The organism is Achromobacter sp. HNDS-1 (genome assembly GCF_040084795.1).
Taxonomy (GTDB): Bacteria; Pseudomonadota; Gammaproteobacteria; order Burkholderiales; family Burkholderiaceae_B; genus Achromobacter; species Achromobacter ruhlandii.
On the sequence record NZ_CP157584.1, the window covers coordinates 2,351,970 to 2,374,551 of the forward strand.

The following is a 22,582-nucleotide window of genomic DNA, read 5'->3' on the forward strand; positions in this document are numbered from 1 at the left end:
CCCGCCCCCGTTCGCAGGGGGAGTTCCTGGCATCCCTGGAAGCATCACGCATGACGACTCCTTATCTCACGCTGGAAGGCGTGTCGTATCTGCTGCCCGACGGCAGCCCCCTCTTTTCCGGACTCGACGAAACCTTCGATACCCGCCCCACCGGCCTGGTCGGGCGCAACGGCGCCGGCAAGAGCGTGCTCGCGCGCATCCTGGCGGGGCAATTGTCGCCGTCGAGCGGACGCTGCCTGCGCTCGGGCAGCGTCTTCTACCTGGCCCAGCAGGTCTCTCCGCCGCCCGGCGCCACCGTCGCCAGCCTGGCCGGCGTGCAAGCCACGCTGGAGGCGCTGACGCGCATCGAGGCCGGCAGCAGCGCGCCGGAAGACTTCGAATGCGTCGGCGACCGTTGGGACATCCGCCAACGCCTGCATCACGCGCTGGAACGCGACGGCCTGGGCCATCTCGACGCCGCGACGCCCGCCAGCAGCCTCAGCGGCGGCGAAGCCATGCGCGTCGCGCTGGCCAGCGCCATGCTTTCCGAAGCCGACTTCCTCATCCTGGACGAACCCACCAACCACCTGGACCGCCGCAACCGCGACGCGCTGATCGAACAACTGCGCCATTGGCCGCGCGGCCTGCTGGTCGTCAGCCATGACCGGCAACTGCTCGACACCCTGGCGCGCATCGTGGAGTTGTCATCGCTGGGCCTGCGCGGCTACGGCGGCAACTACAGCGTCTATGCCGCCAGCAAGGCGCAGGAACGCGCCAATGCGCTGGAGCAGCTGGAACACCGCAAGCTCGAACGCCGGCGCGAAGCACAGGCGATGCAGGCCCAGCGCGAACGGCAGGAGCGCCGGCAGGCGCGCGGCCAGCGGCACGGCAAGCAGGCCAACCAGGCCAGGATCCTGCTCGACCGGCAAAAGGGCCGCAGCGAGGATTCGGCCGGCAGACTGAAGCAGCAACACGCAGCCGCGCACGAACGCTTGGCGCAGTCCGTGCGCGAGGCCGCGGCGCAAGTCGAAAAGGACGCCGCGATCTCGCTGCACGCCCTGCCCGTCGCGCAGGCGGCGCAGCGGCGCGTGGCGCAACTGCACGACGTCACGCTGCCGTTCATCGCGGCGCCCACCCGTCATGTCAGCCTGCTGCTGGGCGGCCTGCAACGCGTGGCGGTCACCGGCCCGAATGGCTGCGGCAAATCGACCTTGCTGAAGGTGCTGGCGGGCCAGCTTGCGCCCCTGTCGGGCGAGAGGACGGCGGCGCCCGAAAGCGTCTATCTCGACCAGCGGCTGGCCGGCCTGGCCTCGGAGCGGCCCGTGCTCGAACAACTGCGAGCCGCCAATCCCGACCTGGACGAAGGCGAACTGCGCACACGCCTGGCCCACCTCGGCCTGGATGCGCGCAAGATCCAGGCGCCCAGCGGCTCGCTCAGCGGCGGCGAACGCCTGAAGGCAGCGCTGGCGTGCGCGCTCTACGCCGATCCGCCGCCGCGCCTGTTGCTGCTGGACGAACCGGGCAATCACCTCGACCTGCCCTCCCTGCTCGCCCTGGAAAGCCTGCTGCGCGGCTATGCGGGCGCGCTGGTCGTGGTGTCGCACGACGAGGCGTTCCTGGACAACCTGGCGCTCACGGACAGGCTTCGGGCCACGCAACAGGGCTGGCTGCTGGAACCCTGGCAGGCATTCACACGCCATGCCGATGCGCCGGCATGGCGATGAAGCCCCGCGCGCCGCGCAATCGCACAGCCGGATCCCGTTAACACGGGTTCGCCCCCCCTTAAACAAGTCTTCTTTTGCCGGCCCATTGCGCATTGCGTGGGCCAACCCGGCCGACTTCCGGCATATTCCCTGGCAGCCATTTAGATAAATAAAAATGCAAATCAATGGCGCTTCTTTTCAAATATGAACAGGGATGGATTGTCATGCACCACCACTCGTCGGGCTCGTCCGTACTGCTTGGCCTGATCACGCTTGCCCTGGCCTCCGCGTCCGCCCCCCTCCAGGCGCGACAGCCGGATGGCGCCGACACCGCATCGCCCGGACCCGCCACGCTGCCGGCCATTGAAGTGAGCGGCCAGGCAGACGAACCCACCGAGGCGACACGCGCCTATACCGTGCCCGCGACCCGCGCCTCCACCGGCCTGACGCTCAGCCCCAGGGAAACGCCCCAGTCCGTGTCGGTGGTGACCCGCCAGCAGATGGACGACCAGGGCATGCAGTCCATCGGCGACGTGCTGGGCAGCACCACGGGCATCACTTTCGTCGAAATGGACAACGGCGGGCGCACCACCTACCGCGCACGCGGATTCAACATCACCAACTACAAGGTCGATGGCCTGTCGGTCATCGGCGGGTCCTCGTTCAACAGCGGCGGCAGCGGCGCGATCAACATGGATCTCTACGACCGCGTCAGCATCGTGCGGGGCGCAAACGGATTGTTGGGCGGCACCGGCGACCCCTCCGCCACCGTCGACCTGGTGCGCAAACGTCCCGGCCGCGAGCTCGGCGCGAGCCTGACCCTGCGCACCGGAAGCTGGAACAAGAAGAATGCCGTCGGCGACATCAACATCCCGCTGGCGGCGGACGGCCGCGTGCGCTCGCGCCTGGTATTCAGCGGCGAGAACTCCGACGTGTTCCGCGACCACTCCAGCATCGAACGGCAGGGGTTCCTGGCCAGCATCGCCATGGATGTGACAGCCCGCACGCAGGTGGGCCTGGGCTTCCAGTACGAACACAGCATCTTCCACGGCGCCTCCTGGGGCGCCAACGTGCCCGCCTGGTTCGCGGACGGATCGCCGACCCATTTCCGCCGCAACGTCAACCTGGCGGCGGACTGGAGCAAGACCGACATGGAAGCGAAGACGCTGTTCGCCTCGCTCGACCATCGCTTCGACAACGACTGGAAGCTGCGCGCCGACTATGCCCACACCTCGCGCGCGGACCTGAACAACAAGGGCGCGGTCAAGGTCAACAACGGCAGGGTCCGCTGGCCCCATTGGAATCAGGACGGCAGCGGCGCCTACCTCAATGCCATCCATTCGGAGACGGAAGGCGAAACCGACGCGTTCTCGCTGGATCTCTCGGGCCCCCTGGAACTGTTCGGACGCCGGCATGAACTGCTCGTCGGCCTGAACGGCTCGCGCATGGACGAACCGTCCTGGACCTTCAACAGCAGCAACTGCAGCATCGACGGCATCGCCGGCTTCCGGGGCCGCTGCCAATACCGCACCGAGTTGCCCGTCGCGGATTGGCGCGCCTGGCGCGGCGACGAATACGGCAACATCCGCGCGTTCCGCACCGATGCCCGCCGCGTCACCCGGACAACACTCTATGGCGGCTACGTCGCGGGACGCTTCGAGCTCGCCGACGACCTGACCCTCATCACCGGGCTGCGCCGCAGCGTCTACCAGATCCACAGCGACAACTACAACGCGGCGGGCGTCCGCGGCGCGCGCACCGGCGAAAACGCCGCTCACGCCTGGACGCCCTACTACGGCCTGGTCTATGGATTGACACCGACCTACTCGGTCTACGCCAGCTACACCGATGTCTTCACGCCGCAGACCAACAAGAACGAAAGCGGCGACACCCTCAAGCCCATCACGGGCGCCAGCTACGAGGCCGGCATCAAGGGCGAATGGTTCAACGGCGCGCTCAATGCCGCCGTGTCGGCATTCCGCAGCCAGCAGAAGAACGTCGCCCTGAAAGACGGCGACAGGTTGACGCCCGATGGCGACCAGGCCTACCAGCCCGGCACCGGCGTCACCGTCAAGGGCCTCGACGCCGAGATCGCCGGCGCCGTGACGGCCGCATGGAACGTCTACCTCGGCTACACCTACCTGGACGTCGGCAACAAGGACACCGCCGAGCGTCCCGACCCGCGCCATCTGCTGCGGCTGAACACCACCTACCGGCTGCAGGGAATGCTGCGGGGGCTGACCATCGGCGGCGGCCTGACCTGGCAAGGCAAGACGGTGTCCGAGCCCTACCCCGGCCGGCCGGACGGCCGCGGCGGCTTCGACGACTCGCCGATTCCCCTGAAAGGCTATGCGCTGTTCAACGCGATGGCGCGCTACGACATCAACCGCCATCTGTCGGCCATGCTGAACGTCAGCAATCTGTTCGACAAGACGTACTACCGGCAGTATGGGTTCTACAACGGCTTGATCTATGGCGAGCCGCGGCGGGTGACGTTGAGCTTGCAGGCGAAGTTTTGAACACCGCGCTACCCGTGTCGGAGCAATACATACTCCACCATCCGCTCGCGCCGGTCCCATACCGGCGCAGGCGGATTTGCGCACTCGTCTGACTCATATATTTCTAATGCCCGCAGGCATCGACGCCTCGCTCGGCTTGGAAAGACGCGTCTGCCGATGCCTACAAAAGGTCGAGCCTTTCCAGCTATTCGGCGGTGTGCTTATTCATGCTCGCCTCCCAGCTCTCGCTCGATCTGTTCGATGCTAGGCAGGCTGGTTTGCAGCTCTTCAGGCAGGGATTCCAACAGTTTGTACTCGGCAATACCCATGGGTTGTGTTTTGTCACCCAAGGCGTATTCGGCCACCACCTTGTTTTTACTCTTGCACAGCAGCAGGCCAATGGTGGGGTTGTCCTGTTCGTGCTTGACCTGACGATCTACGGTGGTGAGGTAAAAACCCAGTTGCCCCAGATGCTCTGGCCTGAAGGCGCCTCCCTTGAGTTCGATGACGACGTAACAGCGTAGCTTCAGGTGGTAGAACAGCAGGTCGATGAAGAACTCCTCACCCCCCACGTTGAGCAACACTTGCCGCCCAACAAAGGCAAAACCCGCGCCCAGCTCCAGCAGAAACTCGGTAACGTGTTTGACCAGTGCGTTTTCGATTGCCCGTTCCTGCGCTTCCTCGGTCAGGCCGAGAAAGTCAAAACGGTAGGGATCTTTCAACGACTCGCGTGCAAGGTCGGATTGTGGTGCAGGCAAGCGCGTGTCGAAATTGGTGACGGCCTGACCATTGCGTTCCAGCAGCTTGGTTTCAATCTGCATAACCAGCACATTGCGCGACCAACCGTGTTCGATGGCCCGAGCAGCATACCAACGGCGGGCTTCAGGACTGGACAGCTTGTCCAGCAACGCCAGTTGGTGGTACCAGGGCAATTGTGCAAGCACCTCTTGCACAAATGAAGCATCCGGCCAGGCTTGGGCAAAGGCACGCATGTACTTGAGGTTGCGCGGGGAAAACCCTTTCATGTCAGGGAAAGCGGTGCGCAGGTCATGGGCCAGCCGCTCGATCACCTTGGCCCCCCAGCCTTGTTCGGTCTGCCGTTGCAAGATGTCCTGACCGATCTGCCAGTAAAGCAGCACCAACTCGCGATTGACCGCACGCGCCGCCTGCTGTTGAGCCGTGGAAATGCGGACTTTCAGCTCTCCCAGCCAGTGGTCATAGCCTTCGGGCACGGACATCAAGGAGGCGGGCTTGTCGTTCATGCTGCGTCTCCGCTGGTGGCATTGAGCGCGGTCAGTAGTTCTGGTTTCAGCGCCCGTTGTGCCTCGTCGAGTTGTTGGGTGATCAGCTGGTATTCGGCCATGAGTTCATCCAGACCACCATACTCGACAGCTACTTCATGCGCGTTCTCGCAGGAATAACTCTTGTAAGCTGCCGGATATTCCTCGCATAGCTCGGAAAGATACGAGCCGTTTGCCTGCCGGGGGATAACAAGAGAGCACTGCATTATTGTGATCCGATGATATCTTGACATGAGAATGCATCATTTCAAGACGAACACAATCGGAAGGCAACACCCGTTCGGCAAGTGTCATCTCACCACGCTCAAATGAGGTAATTCTCCGACTCGTTACCCTCATTGGCGGAATCAGTACCTCTATTCGACGGACATCGAATAGGAGGCGGAATTGGGCTATTCACGCCCGCCAGCCCCCCCCAGAACGCCACGCAGTCAAAGCAGCGCGACGACAGACCATCAACCCTTAACTTCAACGCAATCGTCCAGAGTCAGACGAGCGATTGGAACTCGGCAGCCCCCAAGGGTGGGTTGGAAGACCTTTCGCAACCACCACGGGCCGCCGAGCACTCAGGCAATTAACTAAGAATGGCCCGCCCTGATCAGACGTTGAACAAGAAGTTCATCACATCGCCATCCTGCACGATGTATTCCTTGCCTTCCGCCCGCATCTTTCCCGCTTCCTTCGCCCCCTGCTCGCCCTTGTAGGCAATGTAGTCTTCATACGCGATGGTCTGCGCGCGGATGAAGCCGCGTTCGAAGTCGGTGTGGATGACGCCCGCGGCCTGGGGCGCGGTGGCGCCGATCGGCACGGTCCAGGCGCGCACTTCCTTGACGCCGGCGGTGAAGTAGGTCTGCAGGCCCAGCAGCTTGAAGGCGGCGCGAATCAAGCGGTTCAGGCCCGGTTCTTCCATGCCCATGTCCGACAGGAAAGCCTGGCGGTCGGCGTCGTCCAGGTCGACGATTTCCGATTCGATGGCGGCGCAGATGGCGACCACCGGCGCGTTGCGGGCGGCGGCGAATTCGGTCAGGCGGTCCAGCAGCGGGTTGTTGGTGAAGCCGTCGTCGGCCACGTTGCCCACGTACATCGCGCGCTTGGCGGTGATGAAGCAGAGCTGGGCGATGTCGGCCTTTTCCTCGGTGGTCAGGTCGAGCGCGCGGATCGGCTTGGCTTCGTTCAGTTGCGCCACGCACTTTTCCAGCACGGCGACGATGCGCTGCGATTCCTTGTCGCCGGAACGGGCGGTCTTCTGGTGGCGCTGCAGGGCCTTTTCGGCGGTCTGCAGGTCGGCCAGCGCCAGTTCGGTTTCGATGACCTCGATGTCGGCGATCGGGTCGACCTTGCCGGCCACGTGGATCACGTTGGGATCCTCGAAGCAGCGCACCACGTTGACGATGGCGTCGGTTTCGCGGATGTGCGAGAGGAACTGGTTGCCCAGGCCTTCGCCCTTGCTGGCGCCCGCCACCAGGCCGGCGATGTCGACGAATTCGACCGTGGCCGACAGGATGCGCTCGGGCTTGACGATCTCGGCCAGCTTCTGCAGACGCGGATCCGGCACCTCGACCACGCCGACGTTCGGCTCGATGGTGCAGAACGGATAGTTCTCGGCGGCGATGCCGGCGCGGGTCAGAGCGTTGAAGAGTGTCGATTTGCCAACGTTGGGCAGGCCGACGATGCCGCATTGCAGAGCCATGGGAATCCTGTGTAAGTACGGTATTGATCGTTAACGTTCTAGTTTACCCCGCCGGGCGGCGCGCCATGATGACCGCGCCCGGGGGGACGGACGGCTCAACTGGCCGCCGTGGGGGCCCAGCGCATCACGGCCCAGATCAGCAAAATGGGGCCGGCGTTGAACATGGCGTGCAGCGCGATCGCCGCGCCGATGCCACGGCGGATGCGGATCCAGCCCAGCACCAGCCCGGTCAGCCACTGCGGCAGCACCAGCAGCGGCAGCAGCCAGTACGGCGTGTGGTTGAAGACGAAGTTGGTCAGATGCACGGCGGCGAAGGTCAGCGCCACCAGGTGGAAGACCCAGCCGAAGTGCTTCAGGTAATGGCGCCGCCAGGCGGTGTTCCAGCCCTTGAGCGGCTCGGGGCGCGGCCGCAACGACCAGCAGGCCAGCAGCACGAAGGCGGCCAGCAGCAGGCCGGTCCAGATGCGCGGCCCGTACAGCACCACCGGCAGCAGCGCCGGGCACAGCCACAGCGCCTGCTTGGGCCGGCGCAGGCCGTAGCGGAACAGCATTTCCTCGACCAGCGGGGCCCAGATCACCGCCGTCAGCCAGGGGATGTTGGCCGGGTCCAGCCGATGCGTGACGCCGCCGACGCCGGCGGCGGCGACCGCCACCGGGCCCAGGGCGAACAGGTTGATCAGCCACAGCACCGCGGCCCACGCCAGCAGGCGCCCGGGGCCCACGCCCGGCCACCAGTCGGACACCCAGCCGATCGCCGGCGTGCGGCCGGGCAGACGCCGCAGCGGACGCGGCCGGCGCACGAAGCGCCAGAAATCCGCCAGCTCGCTGCGGAAGCGCAGCTTGCGCGGTTCGGCGGAAGCCGGAGCGCCGTCCATCAGGCGTCGTTGCCGCTGTGCAGCTGGCGGGTGGCCAGCGCGAAGTCGCCGGCCAGCATGGCGGGAACCACGGCGCGGCAGCGGTCGATGACCGCCTCGATCTCCTTCTGTTCCTCGCGGCGCGGCGGGTGCAGCACGAAGTCCGCCACCTGCTGCGCCAGGCCGAGCGTGCGCGGATGGCCGATGCCGATGCGCAGGCGCCAGAAGTTCGGGCTGCCCAGCGCGGCCTGGATGTCCTTCAGGCCGTTGTGGCCGGCGTGGCCGCCTCCCTGCTTGAGTTTCACCTGGCCCGGCATCAGGTCGAGTTCGTCGTGCAGCACCAGCACCTGCTCCGGCGTCAGCTTGTAGAAGCGCGCCAGCGCCCCGACCGCCTGGCCGGAACGGTTCATGTAGGTGTTGGGCTTGAGCAGCAGCACGTTGTCGGCCCCCAGGCGGGATTTGGCCACCATGCCGAAGAACGACTTCTCCAGCGCGAACGAGGCGCGCAGGTCGTCCGCCAGGTGGTCGGCCAGCCAGAAGCCCGCGTTGTGGCGGGTGGTTTCGTAGTCGGGACCGGGGTTACCCAATCCCACGATGAGGCGTATGGGAATAGACATGATGGGGGGTGTTTAAACCAAAAAACCCTGCGCATGCAAATGCACACGCAGGGTTTCGGGCGCAAGCCGCCGGAAAGCCGAGGCTTTCCGACAGGACTTAGGCGGCGGGAGCGGCCGGAGCGGCGTCGGCGTCGTCGGCGGCAGCGCCACCCTTGACGACAGCGGCGGCCAGCAGCGGGTTCTCTTCACCACCGTGCGGGACGTAGGTCACGCCCATCGGCAGCTTGATGTCGGCCAGGTGGATCGAAGCGCCGGCCAGGATGTCGGCCAGGTTGACTTCGATGAACTGGGGCAGCGCCGACGGCAGGCACGTGATTTCCAGTTCGGTGGCGACGTGGCTGATGATCGCGCCGCTCAGCTTGACGGCCGGCGAGACTTCAGCGTTCACGAAGTGCAGCGGCACCTTGGTGCGCAGCGCCTGGTTGGCGTCGACGCGCTGGAAGTCCACGTGCAGGACTTGCGGCTTGTAGGCGTGCCATTGAACCGAACGCAGCAGGACCTGTTCGTCCTTGGCGCCTTCGAGCTGCATTTGCAGGATCGAAGCGTGGAACTCTTCCTTGCGCAGGGCGTGGTAGATCTCGTTGTGGTCGAGTTCGATGTTCAGCGGGGCAGCCGAACCACCATAGACGATGGCGGGAACGCGGCCCGCGCGGCGCAGGCGGCGGCTCGCACTCGAACCCTGGACGCTACGCGCAGTGGCAGTGAATTTCATGGAAAACTCCAAAAACAAAAAATGGCGAAGCGGACTTCACCGGTTAAAGACACGGCGCACAACAGGTGCGCCGTGTTGCTTGTGTCCTGCCGCGACCAGCAGGACACAAAAAACGGTGGGGGGCTGGCGTCAGTCGACGAACAGCGAGCTGACCGATTCCGCGTTCGAGATACGCAGGATGGTCTCGCCCAGCAGCGCGGCGCACGACAGCTGGCGGATCTTGCCGCTGGCCTGGCCTTGCTCGGAGAGCGGAATGGTGTCGGTGACGACCAGTTCGTCCAGTTCCGACGCCTCGATGCGGTCGATGGCGCCGCCCGACAGCACGGGGTGCGTGCAATAGGCGTAGACGGCGCCGGCGCCGCGGTCCTTCAGGGCCTGGGCCGCCTTGCACAGCGTGCCGGCGGTGTCGACCATGTCGTCCATGATGATGCAGGTGCGGCCGTCGACTTCACCGATGATGTTCATCACTTCCGACACATTGGCGCGCGGACGACGCTTGTCGATGATGGCCAGGTCGGCTTCGAGCTGCTTGGCCAGCGCGCGGGCGCGCACCACGCCGCCGATGTCCGGGGACACGACGACCAGGTTCGAGAAATTGCGGCGCCAGATGTCGCCCAGCAAAATCGGACCGGCGTAGATGTTGTCCACGGGAATGTCGAAGAAGCCCTGGATCTGGTCGGCGTGCAGGTCCATCGTCAGGACGCGGTCGACGCCAGCCACTTGCAGCATGTTGGCCACAACCTTGGCCGAGATCGCGACGCGCGCCGAGCGCGGGCGGCGGTCCTGGCGGGCGTAGCCGAAATACGGAATGGCGGCGGTGATGCGGCCGGCCGAGGCGCGGCGCAGGGCATCGACCATCACCATGATTTCCATCAGGTTGTCATTGGTAGGCGCACAGGTGGGCTGCAGGACGAAGACGTCCTTGCCGCGCACGTTCTCGTTGATCTCGACCATCACCTCGCCGTCCGAGAAGCGACCGACGGTCATCTTGCCCAGGGACATATCGAGGTGGTTGACTACGTCCACGGCCAGCCGAGTGTTGGCCGTGCCCGTGAAGATCATGAAGCTATCGTTTGCCATGATGGATGATGCGATGGTCGTTTCGAGACACTAACGAGGTGATGCGAGAACCTGCTGGAACCGGAAAATAAAAAAGCTGCTGAACCCGGGCCAGTGTCTTACAGGCGTGTTCAACAGCTTTGTTATGTATTCGGTTGGCTGGGGAGGAAGGATTCGAACCTTCGCATGCCGGAATCAAAATCCGGTGCCTTAACCAGCTTGGCGACTCCCCAACTATCTTGCAATCCAATTCCGCAACGGATGTTCAGTCAACCCAGGACATGCCTGCACTAACCGGAACCGTGGATGCGTTGTGCTGTCTGTGTCATCTGCGTTTTTGCAGTTTGCTTCAACAGCGCCGCGCATTGTAGCGGTAATTTCCGTTTTCGCCAAAACGGCCTCCGACAGCTCGGAAAACTCGGCGTACAAACACGCGCCAGATCCCGACATGCGAACTTGGGTTCCCGTGTTTTTCAACACACCCTGCTCTGCAAGCCACCGCGATGCCCTGAGAACCTCAGGATAAAGTCGGTAGACCACCGGCTCCAAATCATTTTTCCCGAAGGAAAATGTAGGCGAAGCAAGAAAGTCCGCTATTGTGATGTAAGAAGAATCTCTTGTCAAATCGGGCGCGGAAAAAATTCCAACGGTCGGCACGCTCGCGTCCGGTTGCGCCACCAGATAGGCGCGCGCCGGCAGGTCCAGCGCCGTCAGTTTTTCGCCCACGCCCTCGGCAAAGGCGGACTGGCCGAACACGAACACCGGCACATCCGCGCCCAGCGGCAACGCCAGTTCCATCAGCTCGCGCCGCGACAGCCCGGTGCCCCACAGGCGGTTCAAGGCGATCAGCACGGTGGCCGCGTCGCTCGAACCGCCACCCAGGCCGCCGCCCTGCGGAATGCGCTTTTCCAGCGCGATCTGCGCGCCCTGGCGCGTGCCGGTGGCCTGTTGCAGCGCGCGGGCGGCGCGCAGGGTGAGATCGTCCGCTTCGGACACGCCGGGCAGTTCCGCGGCGCGGCTGATGACGCCATCGGCGCGCGCCTCGAAATGCAGCGTGTCGCACAGATCGATGAAGCGGAAGGCGGTCTGCAGCAGGTGGTAGCCGTCGGCACGGCGGCCCACCACGTGCAGGAACAGGTTGACCTTGGCGGGTGCGGGTACGTCGTAGAGGGTCACGGCGGATCGGGAAAAAAGACAGACGGGTCGATTTTAGCGATCACCCGGCCCCGCGAGCGCCCGATGCCATGCGGGGCTCCGGCCCCTGGGGACTGGCGACAGGGCGGAGAATCGCCCTGTCGCCAGCCGGGAACGACATCATGCATCTCGCAGACGGGCCTCGGCCCGCCGACGCCGCCCCCGGCCACGGGTCAGGCGATCTGCGGCGCGACGCGGCCAGCCAGCCGTTCGGCCGGGGCCTCGATCACCTGCCCTTCCGGCAGCTTGAACACTGCCACCGCGCCCGCCAGCTGGCGCGCCTGCTCTTCGAGCGCGCCGGCCGCGGCGGCGGCCTGCTCCACCAGCGCGGCGTTCTGCTGGGTCACGCCATCCATCTGCGTGACGGCGCGGTTGACCTGGTCGATGCCGGTGGCCTGCTCTTCCGACGCGGCGGATATCTCGCCCATCAGGCTGGTCACGCGCTGCACCGAATCGACGATCTCGCGCATGGTGGCGCCGGCGGTTTCGACCTGCTCGGAACCGACGCCGACCTTCTGCGCCGAGTCCTCGATGAGCTGCTTGATTTCCTTGGCGGCGGCGGCGCTGCGCTGGGCCAATGTGCGCACTTCGCTGGCGACCACGGCAAAGCCCTTGCCCTGCTCGCCGGCGCGCGCGGCCTCCACCGCGGCGTTCAGCGCCAGGATGTTGGTCTGGAAAGCGATGCCGTCGATCACGCCGACGATGTCGGAAATGCGCGACGAGCTGCCCTGGATGGCGCGCATGGTCTCGACCACGCTGGAGACGGCCTCGCCGCCGCGCTGCGCCACGGCGGCCGAAGCGGCGACCATGCGGTTGGCTTCGCGCGCGGTGTCGGCGTTCTGCTTCACGGTGGTGGCCAGTTCTTCCATGCTGGCGGCGGTTTCCTCCAGCGAGGCGGCCTGCTCTTCGGTGCGGCTGGACAGGTCGGCATTGCCGGACGAGATTTCGCGCGCGCCGACGTTGATCTCATCGACGCCGCGGCGCACCGTGGACACCGTGCGCACCAGGCTGTCCTGCATCGCGCGCAAGGCGTTGAGCAACGCGCCGATCTCGTTGCGGCCGCGATCGGCCACGCGGCGCGTCAGGTCGCCCTCGGCGATGCGGCGGAAGATCTCGCCGGCTTCCAGCAGCGGCCGCACGATCATGCGGCGGATCAGCACATGCGCGCCCACCGCCATCAACAGGCCCAGCACCAGGATGCCGGCCAGCAGGTACGAGAAGATCATGTGGAACAGCGAGATCTCGTCCATCACCTCCTGGCCGGAGGCCTCGGCGCGCTTCATGAAGGCGTCACGCTCGGACACCAGCAGCTCCTGCACCTGTTGCGTGCCCTGCTTGAAGTAGGCGTCCATGTCGCCGGCCTCCAGCACCTTGCCGACGTTCTGCAGGTTGTTGCTGAGGTTGGTGTAGGCCTCGATCAGGTCCTTGGACACGACCTTCTCGTCGGCCGACAGGCCGCCGGCGAAGCCCTGGAAGGCGCGGTCACCCGCGGCGATGCGCTGGCGCGCCAGGCGCAGCGCGGTGGTGTCGCTGGCATTGCCCTGCGCCACCCGGGTGGCGTAGCGGCTCAGGTCGGTGCGCGCCGCCACCAGCGACAACGCGGCCGTGTTCACGGCACTGACCTGTTGCGAGGAAAGGCGATAGAGCTGGCCGACGTCCTGGCTGGTCTGCCGCAGGGCGACGACCCCCATGCCGCCCACCAGCAGCTGGAAAGTGAAAAACAGCGCGATGATCCCCAAGAGCATCGTCGCGATTCGCGTATTCCTGAACATTGGCATTCTCCGTAAAAAAGCGGCGGCGCGATCCGCGGCCACCGACCTTGCATGCCGCGCGCAGGGGTCTTGCACGCGGGGATCGGAGGATTATTCAGGCTAAACAGAATCTATCAATCAGTAACAGCGTCGATTTTGCAACGCTGATTTGCTGATTGAGGCGGAAGGGACGTGCTACCGCCAGACGACACAACGGCCCCGCGGGGCCGTCGTGGATGTCACAAAGCGGTAGCAATCAGGGCTGGTTGACGACCAGGCGCACCATGATGCGGCGGCCCGGCTCCTGGCGCTCCAGCACCAGCATCTGCGGGCCGAGCGTGTCGTAGCGCGACAGCCGCGCGCGCCAGCCGCCCTGCTCGAAGGCCACGGGGCGGCCCAGGTCGTCGTTGGACACGTCGGTGGCCTCGGGCTGGCCCGGCAGCTTGCCGCGCAGCCAGTCGCGCATGCCGGATACCGGCATGCTGCTGCCCAGGGCGTCTTCGGCCAGGGCATCGGGGTTGTCGGCCACCAGGCGGGTGCCGTCGGCCTTGGTCAGGCTGGCCGCGCCGGGCTGGCCTTCGACCCGCGCCTCGGTCGAACCGAGCGGATTGGTCAGGTCGAGCACGTAGCGGCGGCCGTCGTCCGACCAGGAGAATCCGCCTTGCACGGCGCTCTGCTTGCCGTTTTCCTCGTTGACCGTGATGGCGAAGCGCCCGATGCGCGAGAAGGCGTCCGGCGACGTGCCTTCAATCGGCTTGGGCGTGGTGGTGCAGGCCGCCAGCACGAACGCCAGCATGGCCAGCAGCGCCCAGCGCATCCGACCCAGACTGCCGCGCAACGCTGCCGTCACAGGCTGACCCCCAGGCGCTTGATGACGTCGAGCACGGTCTTGTTCTTGGGATCCTTCTGCACCGCGGCGCGCAGCAGCTCGACCGCCTGGTCGCGCTTGCCCTGGGTCCAGAGCACCTCGGCCAGATGGGCGGCGATGTCGGCCTCGGGCCGCACGCCATAGGCGCGGCGCAGGTAATCGACCGCGGCGACCTGGTCGCCCATGCGGAATTTGACCCAGCCCATGCTGTCCAGGATGAACGGGTCGTTGGGCGACAGTTCCAGCGCCTGGGTGATCAGGTCCAGCGCTTCGGGCAGGCGCTGGTTGTGGTCGGCCAGCGTGTAGCCGAGCGCGTTGTAGGCGTGGGCGTGCTCGGGATCCAGCGCGATGACCTGGCGCAACATGCGTTCGAGGTCGGCCAGGCGGTCCTGGCGCTCGTACAGCATGGCCAGCTCGTACTTGATTTCGACGGTGTCGGGCAGCGCCTGGTCGGCCGCTTCCAGCACCGACACGGCCTGGCCGACGCGGTCGGCGTCGCGCAGGATCTGGGCCTTGGTCAGCACGCCCAGGGTGCGTTCTTCCTCGTCCTGGGGCGCGGCGGCGTCGACCATCTTGATGGCGTCGTCGATGCGGCCGGACTTGGCGCGCAGGGCGGCCTGGCGCATGCGCGCCGAGAAACGCAGCGACGGATCGTCGATGCGGCCCAGTTCCGCGATGGCTTCGTCGTACTGGCCCTGGTCCTCGGCGATGCGCGACAGCAGCACGTGGGCGTCGGCCGCGGCGGCGCCGGCGTCGGTGGCGCCCGGCACGATGGCGCGCTGGCGCTGGTTCTGCACGTCCAGGTACTGCTGCAGCAGCGCCTTGGCCTGCGGCAGCTGGCCGGCCTTGTAGGCCAGCTGGGCCTGCATGAAGAGCAGATCGAAGTCTTCCGGCGAGCGCCGCGACATGGCCTGCAGTTCGGCCAGGGCGCCGTTGTAGTCGCCGGCGTCGGCCATCTGGCCGGCCAGCATCAGGCGCACCTTGCGGGCGTTGGGATTGCGATTGATGTACGCGCGGGCATCGGCCTGCGCGCGCTGCGGGTCGACCTTGGCGCCATATTCCAGGACGCGCTGGGCGGCCGGCTCGGACTTGGGGTCGGCGGCCAGGGCGGCGCGGGCCTCCTGCGAAGCGCGCGGGTAGTCGCCGGCGGCCGAGGCCACGTCCGCCAGCGCCAGGTGGGCGGCAGGCAGCTTGCGCACGCTGTCGCTCAGCGCTTCGTCGAGGATGCGCAGCGCCAGGCGGCGATCATTCAGGCGGCTCAGCACGGCCAGGGCCTGGCCGATGGCGGCCGGCTTGTCGCGCGAGGCGTCGATGCGGTTGCGCAGCGCCTGCGACAGGCCCTTGGTCTGGCCGTTGGCGGCGGCCAGCGCCAGTTCGGTGGAGCTGGCTTCCAGGTCGTTGGGCGACAGGCGGGCCCAGACCCGGGCCGCGTCCAGGGCGCCCGGCAGGTTGCCGCCGGCCAGCTGGAATTCCAGGCCGCGGCGCGCCAGGCGGGGATCGCCGGTGTCGCGGGCCAGGCCGACCATGGTGTTGGCGGCGGTGCCGTACATGCCGCGCTGGGCGGCGATTTCCGACGCGAGGACGCGGTAGAAGATGTCGGCGGTCAGGGTCACGTAGGGCAATTGGCCCGGACGCAGACGGATCACCTCGGTTTCAGGCTGGCGGCTCTGCGGCGCCATGCGGGGGCCGGTCGCATCGCGCGTCCGGCTGTCGGCGGCCTGGGCTTGGGGAGCCAGGGCGGAGGCCAACGCAAGCGCCAGCGCGGCAATCCCGATATTCATTTGTTTGAAAGACGACTTCACGCGGCCCGTCCGGTTGGTGGCACAATCTTCGTACACGCAATTGATGATCTTACACTGGCTCATGCCGGAACTGCCTGAAGTTGAAACCACGCGTCGGGGAATCGACGCCGTCATCACCGGCCGCCCCCTCGCGCGGCTGGTCGTCCACGAGTCCCGGATGCGCTGGCCCATCCCGGCCGACCTGCCCGACCTGGTGGGCGGGCGGACCGTGCTGGAATGCGGCCGGCGCGGCAAATACCTGCTGCTGCGCTTTGACCACGGCACCCAGATCGTGCACCTGGGCATGTCCGGGTCGCTGCGCAGCGTGGCCCCGGGCGAATTCCTGCGCAAGCACGACCACGTCGAATGGATCTTCGACCAGGCCGTGCTGCGGCTGCATGACCCGCGCCGCTTCGGCGCCGTGCTGTGGCACCCCGATGCGGACGGACCGGTCGAAAACCACCCCCTGCTGGCCAAGCTCGGCATCGAGCCGTTCGACCCGCGCTTTGACGGCGCCTGGCTGCACCACCACTTCAAGAACCACGGCGCCGCGATCAAGCAGGTGCTGCTGGCCGGCATGGCGGTGGTCGGCGTGGGCAATATCTACGCCTCCGAAAGCCTGTTCCGCGCCCGCATCAATCCCAAGACCCCGGCCAACAAACTGTCGCGCGCCCGCTGCGACCGCCTGGCGGACATGGTGCGCGCCACCCTGGCCGACGCCCTGACCTCCGGCGGCAGCACCCTGCGCGACTACGTCGGCGCCACCGGCGAACCGGGCGCGTATTTCGAGATCCACGCGGCGGTCTACGAGCGCGCCGGCCAGCCCTGCCGGGTCTGCGGCACGCCCATCAAGCGCATCGTCCAGGGCCAGCGGGCCACCTACTACTGCCCGAAGTGCCAGAAGACCTGAGCGCGCGCGCCAGCACACCCAACCCCCTGGGGCCGCCCGCGGCCTGAAAGGTTCCCCTCCGGGCCGCACTGCGCGGCCCGGAGGCATTTGGACACCCCGGAAACCCAAGGGAAATCCCTGCCAAAAAGGGTCTATTCGTTTATAGCAAACGTATTGCACAACCACTAACGCCACGCTATAGTCCCTCCACACACCCTATTCCTATAAAAGTGGAAGGAGCCTCCATGAGCAAGCAATTCGCTTCGCACGCCGACCTGGCCGACAAGGTCGTGTCGTTCGAAAAGCTGTCCGACAACGCCTATGCCTATACCGCCGAAGGCGACCCCAACACGGGCGTGATCATCGGCGACGAGGCCGTCATGGTGGTCGATACCCAGGCCACGCCGGTGATGGCGCAGGACGTCATCCGCCGCATCCGCGAAGTCACCGACAAGCCGATCAAGTACATCCTGCTGTCGCACTACCACGCGGTGCGCGTGTTCGGCGCCTCGGCCTACAACGCGCAGGAGATCCTGGCCAGCCGCGACACCTACGACCTGATCGCCGAGCGCGGCGAGCAGGACAAGGCCAGCGAGATCGGCCGCTTCCCGCGCCTGTTCCGCAACGCCGAATCGATTCCCCCCGGCCTGGTCTGGCCCACCATGACTTTCAAGGGCGAGATGACCGTCAACCTGGGCAACCTGGAAGTCAAGCTGCTGCAGGTCGGCCGCGGCCACACCAAGGGCGACACCATCGCCTGGCTGCCCGAGCAGAAGATCCTGTTCGCCGGCGACCTGGTCGAATACCAGTCCACCCCCTACTGCGGCGACGCCTACTTCCGCGACTGGCCCAGCACGCTGGATGCGCTGTCGGGCTTCGAGGCCGAAAAGATGGTGCCCGGCCGCGGCCCCGCGCTCAAGAACGCCACCGAAGTGCGCCAGGGCCTGGCCGGCACGCGCGCCTTCCTGACCGACCTGTACGGCGCGGTCAACCGCGGCGTGGCCGAGGGCAAAGACCTAAAGACGATCTACCGCGAGGTCTACGACTTCATGAAGCCGCGCTACAGCGACTGGGTCATCTTCGACCACTGCATGCCGTTCGACGTATCGCGCGCCTACGACGAGGCCACCGGCCACGTCCATCCGCGCATCTGGACCGACAAGCGCGACCTGGAAATGTGGGCCCAGCTGGAGGGCTGATCCCGCGCGGCCGGTTCGCCGGCCGCGGTTCCACCGATTGAAACGGCGCCGCGCGACCCGCCGGCCAGCGGCCGCGGGCAGCGCGCGGCGCCGCGCATAAAAACAAAATGACCCACACAGGAGACAACCGTGGGAGACATCGACTTTCAGGCGATGGAGTTCGCCTATGAAAAACACGCCGACCAGGCCGCCGCGACGCAGGCGCGCCACCCGGTGGTGGTGGTGGGCGCCGGCCCGGTCGGCCTGACCACGGCGCTGGACCTGGCGCGCCAGGGCGTCAGGGTGGTGGTGCTGGATGACGACTACCGCCTGTCCACCGGCTCGCGCGCCATCTGCTTTTCCAAGCGCACCCTGGAAATCTGGGACCGCCTCGGCGTCGGCCAGCGCATGGTCGACAAGGGCGTGTCGTGGAACGTGGGCAAGGTGTTCTTCCGCGACCAGGAAGTGTGGCGCTTCGACCTGCTGCCCGAGCCCGGCCACCGCCGCCCCGCCTTCATCAACCTGCAGCAGTACTACGCCGAAGGCTATCTATACGAGCAGGCGCGCCAGGAACCGAACATCGACCTGCGCTGGAAGAACAAGGTGGTGGGGCTGGAGCAGGCCGGCGACGGCGTGGTGCTGTCGATCGACACCCCCGAGGGCGGCTACGCGCTGCGCGCCGATTGGCTGGTGGCCTGTGACGGCGCCCGCTCGCCGGTGCGCAAGCTGATCGGCCAGGAAAGCCATGGCCGCATCTTCCGCGACCGCTTCCTGATCGCCGACGTCAAGATGAAGGCCGACTTCCCGGCCGAGCGCTGGTTCTGGTTCGACCCGCCCTTCCACCCGAATCAATCAGTGCTGCTGCACATGCAGCCCGACAACGTCTGGCGCATCGACTTCCAGCTGGGCTGGAACGCCGACCCGGTCGAGGCCGTCAAGCCCGAGAACGTGCTGCCGCGCATCCGCGCCCTGCTCGGCCCGGACGCGCAGTTCGACCTGGAATGGGTCAGCGTCTACACCTTCGCCTGCGAGCGCATGGACAAGTTCCGCCACGGCCGCGTGGTGTTCGCCGGCGACTCGGCGCACCGCGTCTCGCCGTTCGGCGCGCGCGGCGCCAATAGCGGCGTGCAGGACGCCGAGAACCTGGCCTGGAAACTGCGCCTGGTGCTGGCCGGCCAGGCGCCCGAATCGCTGATCGACAGCTACGCCGCCGAGCGCGAGCACGCGGCCGACGAGAACATCCTGAATTCGTCGCGCGCCACCGACTTCATCACGCCCAAGAGCGACATCAGCCGCAGTTTCCGCAACGCGGTGCTGAACCTGGCCCGCACCCATGCATTCGCGCGTTCGCTGGTCAACAGCGGCCGGCTGTCGCTGCCCGCCACGTACATCGATTCGCCGCTGAACAGCCCCGACAGCGACACCTTCGCCGGCCGCATGCGGCCCGGCGCGGTGGCGCTGGACGCGCCGGTGCGCGGGTCTGGCGACTCGCCCTGGTGGCTGTCGCAGCTGGGAACGGGCTTCACGCTGGCGCTGTTCTGCGGCGACGCCCCGCCCGACGCGCAGACCCTGCAGGCCCTGCGCGCGCTGCGCCTGGCGGCCGTGCCGGTCTCACCCGTGCTGGTGGCCAGCCCGGGTTGCGAGGCCGCCGGCTGGCCGGATGACCTGGCGCGGGTCATCGACGTCGAAGGGCTGCTGGCCCAGCGCTATGACGCGCTGTCCGGCACCGCCTACCTGATCCGCCCCGACCAGCACATCGCCGCGCGCTGGCGCGCCTTCCAGCCCGACGCGGTGGCGTCGGCCGTCAACCGCGCCATTGGCCGCGCCTGAATACGGAGGCCCTTTCCATGCTGATTACCGAAACCAACCTGGCCGCGCCGGACGACTTCTACGAAGCGCTGATCGACGCCCATCGCGACCTGAGCAACGAGCAGAGCCAGGAAATGAACGCGGCGCTGATCCTGCTGCTGGCCAACCACCTGGGCGACATGGCTGTGCTGCGCGAGGCGCTGGCGCAGGCCCGCGCGTCGGTCACGCCGGCGGCGAACCCACCGCAAACGCATTGACGATCAGGGCGCGCAACCACTGGTTGCCGCCATCGCGATCGTAGCGGCGCTGCCAGTACATATTGGTCTGCAGCGCCGGCACCTTCACCGGCGGCGTCATGTAGCGCAGGCCGAATGGCTGCGCGGCGCTCGCCGCCAGTTTTTCGGGCACGGTCGCCAGCAGGTCGGTGGCGCTGACGATGTACGGCACGGCCGAGAAATGCGGCACGCTGAAGTGCTCGGCCAGCATCACGCCGGCCCGCTCCATCGACTGGTTGACCTGCCCATAGGGCGCGGCCCGCGACACGATGAGATGACGCTCGGCGCGAAACGCCTTCAACCCCATGCCGGGGTGGGCCGTGGGATGCGCCTGGCGAAAGAGCGTGGCGTACCCCTGCCGGAACAACATGCGCTGCAAGGTGCCCGCCCCCATCTCGTCGAAGGCGCCGATGGCCAGGTCGACCCGGCCCGCCTCCATCTCGCGCGGCAGGTCCGGCCCCTGCACCCGCACCGAATCGATGCGCACCTGCGGCGCGACCTGTACGCAGACTTCCATCAGGCGCGGCATGAAATGGATCTCGCCAACATCGGTCATGGCCACGCGGAAACGCCGCGTGCTGGTGGCGGCATCGAACGCCGCCTGGTCCTGCAAGGCCTGCGACAGCAGGGCCAACGCCTCGCTGACCGGGCCGGCCAGCCGCTGCGCGCGCGGCGTCGGCAACATACCCTGCGCGGTGCGCACGAACAGCTCGTCGCCGAACGCCAGCCGCAGCCGGCGCAGGGCGTTGCTCACCGCTGGCTGCGACAGGTCCAGCCGCCGCGCCACGGCGGACAGGTTGCGGTCCTCCAGCAAATGCTGGAACAGGATCAGCAGGTTCAGGTCGACGTCGCGCAAGTCCGCCATCAGGCACCCCTACTATTCACGAAATTTATAGTTGGTATTTTTGCATTCCCGTAGCCATAGTGGGGGATTTTTCCGACAATGGCGTATCGGCGCCGGACCATTTCATCCGGCGCGCCACGACCAAGACCGCGCGGCCACGCATCGCGCGCCACCCCAGGAGGATTCCATGGAACTGCACTACCAGACCGGCTTCGGCAACGACTGTGCCACCGAAGCCCTGCCCGGCGCGCTGCCGCTGGGCCGCAATTCGCCCCAGCAATGTCCCTATGGCCTGTACGCCGAGCAGTTGTCCGGCACCGCCTTCACCGCGCCGCGCAGCGAGAACCGCCGCTCCTGGCTCTACCGCATCCGCCCGGGCGCGCAGCACAAGCCGTTCGAGCCGTTTGGCGGCGTCAAGGGCTGGGAAAGCGCGTTCGGTCACGGCCCGGTCACGCCGAATCAGCTGCGCTGGAGCCCCTTGCCCATTCCCACCGCGCCCACCGATTTCATCGAAGGCGTGAAGACCTGGGGCGGCAACGGCGGCCCCGATGAGCAAAGCGGCGTCGGCATCCACCTGTATGCCGCCAACCGCTCGATGCAGGGCCGCTATTTCTACAACGCCGACGGCGAGCTGCTGCTGGTGCCGCAGCAGGGCCGCCTGCGCCTGGCCACCGAGCTGGGCCTGATCGACCTGGAGCCGCTGGAGATCGCCGTGATCCCGCGCGGTGTGCGCTTCCGCGTGCAACTGCTGGACGACAGCGCGCGCGGCTATATGCTGGAGAACTTCGGCGCCGCGCTGCGCCTGCCGGAACTGGGCCCGATCGGCTCGAACTGCCTGGCCAACGCCCGCGACTTCAAGACGCCGGTGGCCTGGTACGAAGACCTGGAAGGCGACTTCGAACTGATCGCCAAGTTCACCGGCGGCTTCTGGCGCGCCGCGATCGGCCATTCGCCGCTGGACGTGGTGGCCTGGCACGGCACGCACGCGCCGTACAAGTACGACCTGCGCCACTTCAACACCATTGGCTCGATCAGCTACGACCATCCGGACCCGTCGATCTTCACGGTGCTGACCGCGCCGTCCGACACCCCGGGCACGGCCAACATGGACTTCGCCATCTTCCCGCCGCGCATCCTGGCGATGGAGAACACCTTCCGTCCGCCCTGGTTCCACCGCAACGTCGCCAGCGAATTCATGGGCCTGATCCAGGGCGTGTACGACGCCAAGGCCGACGGCTTCGCCCCCGGCGGCGCGAGCCTGCACAACTGCATGAGCGGCCACGGCCCCGACGCCGAGACCTTCGAGAAGGCCTCGCGCGCCGACACCAGCACCGCGCACTACATCCGCGACACCATGGCTTTCATGTTCGAGACGCGGCGCGTGATCCGCCCGACGGCGCAAGCCTTGGCCTCGGTAGAATTGCAGGGCGACTATTACCGGTGCTGGCAGGGCCTGCAGAAGCATTTCGATCCCGCCAAGGCGTGACCGTTTTCTCTCCCGTCACGCCCGCCCACGGCGATGCGCGCAAGCGCATCGCCGTTTGGCTTTGGATTTTTCCGGCGCCCGCCGCGCCCTTATA

Annotated in this window: 19 protein-coding genes and 1 tRNA gene; 7 read left to right on the forward strand and 13 right to left on the reverse strand. The window is 66.6% G+C overall.

The window, feature by feature from the left end; genetic code table 11:
* The first annotated feature begins 50 nt into the window (after positions 1-50).
* Both ABFG95_RS10895 and ABFG95_RS10900 read left to right on the forward strand, forming a co-directional pair.
* Complete coding sequence (locus ABFG95_RS10895) at positions 51-1,703, forward strand: ABC-F family ATP-binding cassette domain-containing protein (protein WP_348995851.1); 1,653 nt, start codon at positions 51-53, stop codon at positions 1,701-1,703.
* A gap of 203 nt (positions 1,704-1,906) precedes the next feature.
* Positions 1,907-4,201, forward strand: a complete 2,295-nt coding sequence (locus ABFG95_RS10900) for a TonB-dependent siderophore receptor (RefSeq protein ID WP_348995852.1) — start codon at positions 1,907-1,909, stop codon at positions 4,199-4,201.
* 200 nt (positions 4,202-4,401) lie between these two features.
* Here the strand turns inward: ABFG95_RS10900 and ABFG95_RS10905 are convergent, their stop codons facing one another.
* From ABFG95_RS10905 to ABFG95_RS10960, 12 genes are all read right to left on the reverse strand, one after another.
* Complete coding sequence (locus tag ABFG95_RS10905) at positions 4,402-5,442, reverse strand: PDDEXK nuclease domain-containing protein (protein WP_063569887.1); 1,041 nt, start codon at positions 5,440-5,442, stop codon at positions 4,402-4,404.
* The gene (locus tag ABFG95_RS10910; protein ID WP_156524677.1) at positions 5,439-5,687 is read right to left on the reverse strand and encodes a hypothetical protein; all 249 of its coding nucleotides are present in this window, start codon (positions 5,685-5,687) and stop codon (positions 5,439-5,441) included. The genes ABFG95_RS10905 and ABFG95_RS10910 overlap by 4 nt, the downstream gene beginning before the upstream one ends.
* Before the next feature lie 392 nt (positions 5,688-6,079).
* Entirely contained in the window at positions 6,080-7,171 is a 1,092-nt protein-coding gene (ychF, locus tag ABFG95_RS10915; protein WP_175146227.1) for a redox-regulated ATPase YchF, read from the reverse strand.
* 95 nt (positions 7,172-7,266) lie between these two features.
* Complete coding sequence (locus tag ABFG95_RS10920; protein WP_063569886.1) at positions 7,267-8,046, reverse strand: CPBP family glutamic-type intramembrane protease; 780 nt, start codon at positions 8,044-8,046, stop codon at positions 7,267-7,269.
* Entirely contained in the window at positions 8,046-8,642 is a 597-nt protein-coding gene (gene pth, locus ABFG95_RS10925) for an aminoacyl-tRNA hydrolase (protein WP_026384832.1), read from the reverse strand. The genes ABFG95_RS10920 and pth overlap by 1 nt, the downstream gene beginning before the upstream one ends.
* A 97-nt stretch (positions 8,643-8,739) precedes the next feature.
* Complete coding sequence (locus ABFG95_RS10930; RefSeq protein ID WP_006385925.1) at positions 8,740-9,354, reverse strand: 50S ribosomal protein L25/general stress protein Ctc; 615 nt, start codon at positions 9,352-9,354, stop codon at positions 8,740-8,742.
* A 129-nt stretch (positions 9,355-9,483) separates the two neighbouring features.
* Positions 9,484-10,434 carry a ribose-phosphate pyrophosphokinase gene (locus ABFG95_RS10935; protein ID WP_006227587.1) on the reverse strand — a complete coding sequence of 317 codons (951 nt, stop codon included), beginning with the start codon at positions 10,432-10,434 and terminating at the stop codon, positions 9,484-9,486.
* Between the two features lie 135 nt (positions 10,435-10,569).
* Positions 10,570-10,646: transfer RNA gene (locus ABFG95_RS10940), tRNA-Gln, on the reverse strand.
* A gap of 1 nt (position 10,647) precedes the next feature.
* A complete protein-coding gene (ispE, locus tag ABFG95_RS10945) occupies positions 10,648-11,589 on the reverse strand; it encodes a 4-(cytidine 5'-diphospho)-2-C-methyl-D-erythritol kinase (protein WP_049076162.1) in 942 nt (313 codons plus the stop codon).
* Between the two features lie 191 nt (positions 11,590-11,780).
* On the reverse strand, positions 11,781-13,385 hold the full coding sequence (locus ABFG95_RS10950) for a methyl-accepting chemotaxis protein (protein WP_336728433.1): 1,605 nt from the start codon (positions 13,383-13,385) through the stop codon (positions 11,781-11,783).
* 229 nt (positions 13,386-13,614) lie between these two features.
* Complete coding sequence (gene lolB / locus ABFG95_RS10955; RefSeq protein ID WP_054415461.1) at positions 13,615-14,175, reverse strand: lipoprotein insertase outer membrane protein LolB; 561 nt, start codon at positions 14,173-14,175, stop codon at positions 13,615-13,617.
* A gap of 29 nt (positions 14,176-14,204) precedes the next feature.
* The gene (locus tag ABFG95_RS10960; protein WP_049076167.1) at positions 14,205-16,091 is read right to left on the reverse strand and encodes a tetratricopeptide repeat protein; all 1,887 of its coding nucleotides are present in this window, start codon (positions 16,089-16,091) and stop codon (positions 14,205-14,207) included.
* Between ABFG95_RS10960 and mutM the strand changes: the two genes are divergently transcribed.
* The 4 genes from mutM to ABFG95_RS10980 all read left to right on the forward strand — a co-directional run bounded on the left by mutM (position 16,090) and on the right by ABFG95_RS10980 (position 20,140).
* On the forward strand, positions 16,090-16,917 hold the full coding sequence (mutM, locus tag ABFG95_RS10965) for a bifunctional DNA-formamidopyrimidine glycosylase/DNA-(apurinic or apyrimidinic site) lyase (protein ID WP_049076170.1): 828 nt from the start codon (positions 16,090-16,092) through the stop codon (positions 16,915-16,917). The two genes, ABFG95_RS10960 and mutM, sit on opposite strands and share 2 nt — an antisense overlap.
* Before the next feature lie 224 nt (positions 16,918-17,141).
* Positions 17,142-18,095: an MBL fold metallo-hydrolase gene (locus ABFG95_RS10970; RefSeq protein ID WP_049076171.1), complete on the forward strand. Its 954-nt coding sequence runs from the start codon at positions 17,142-17,144 to the stop codon at positions 18,093-18,095.
* A 129-nt stretch (positions 18,096-18,224) separates the two neighbouring features.
* Positions 18,225-19,904 (forward strand): FAD-dependent oxidoreductase, encoded by a 1,680-nt coding sequence (locus ABFG95_RS10975; protein WP_063582077.1) that lies wholly within the window; start codon positions 18,225-18,227, stop codon positions 19,902-19,904.
* 17 nt (positions 19,905-19,921) lie between these two features.
* A complete protein-coding gene (locus ABFG95_RS10980; protein WP_049076175.1) occupies positions 19,922-20,140 on the forward strand; it encodes a DUF2783 domain-containing protein in 219 nt (72 codons plus the stop codon).
* On the opposite strand, the gene ABFG95_RS10985 is transcribed toward ABFG95_RS10980, so the two are convergent.
* Positions 20,106-21,023, reverse strand: a complete 918-nt coding sequence (locus ABFG95_RS10985; RefSeq protein ID WP_144655543.1) for a LysR family transcriptional regulator — start codon at positions 21,021-21,023, stop codon at positions 20,106-20,108. The two genes, ABFG95_RS10980 and ABFG95_RS10985, sit on opposite strands and share 35 nt — an antisense overlap.
* A gap of 166 nt (positions 21,024-21,189) precedes the next feature.
* Between ABFG95_RS10985 and hmgA the strand changes: the two genes are divergently transcribed.
* The gene (hmgA, locus tag ABFG95_RS10990; RefSeq protein ID WP_175146232.1) at positions 21,190-22,488 is read left to right on the forward strand and encodes a homogentisate 1,2-dioxygenase; all 1,299 of its coding nucleotides are present in this window, start codon (positions 21,190-21,192) and stop codon (positions 22,486-22,488) included.
* The last annotated feature ends 94 nt before the right edge of the window (positions 22,489-22,582 follow it).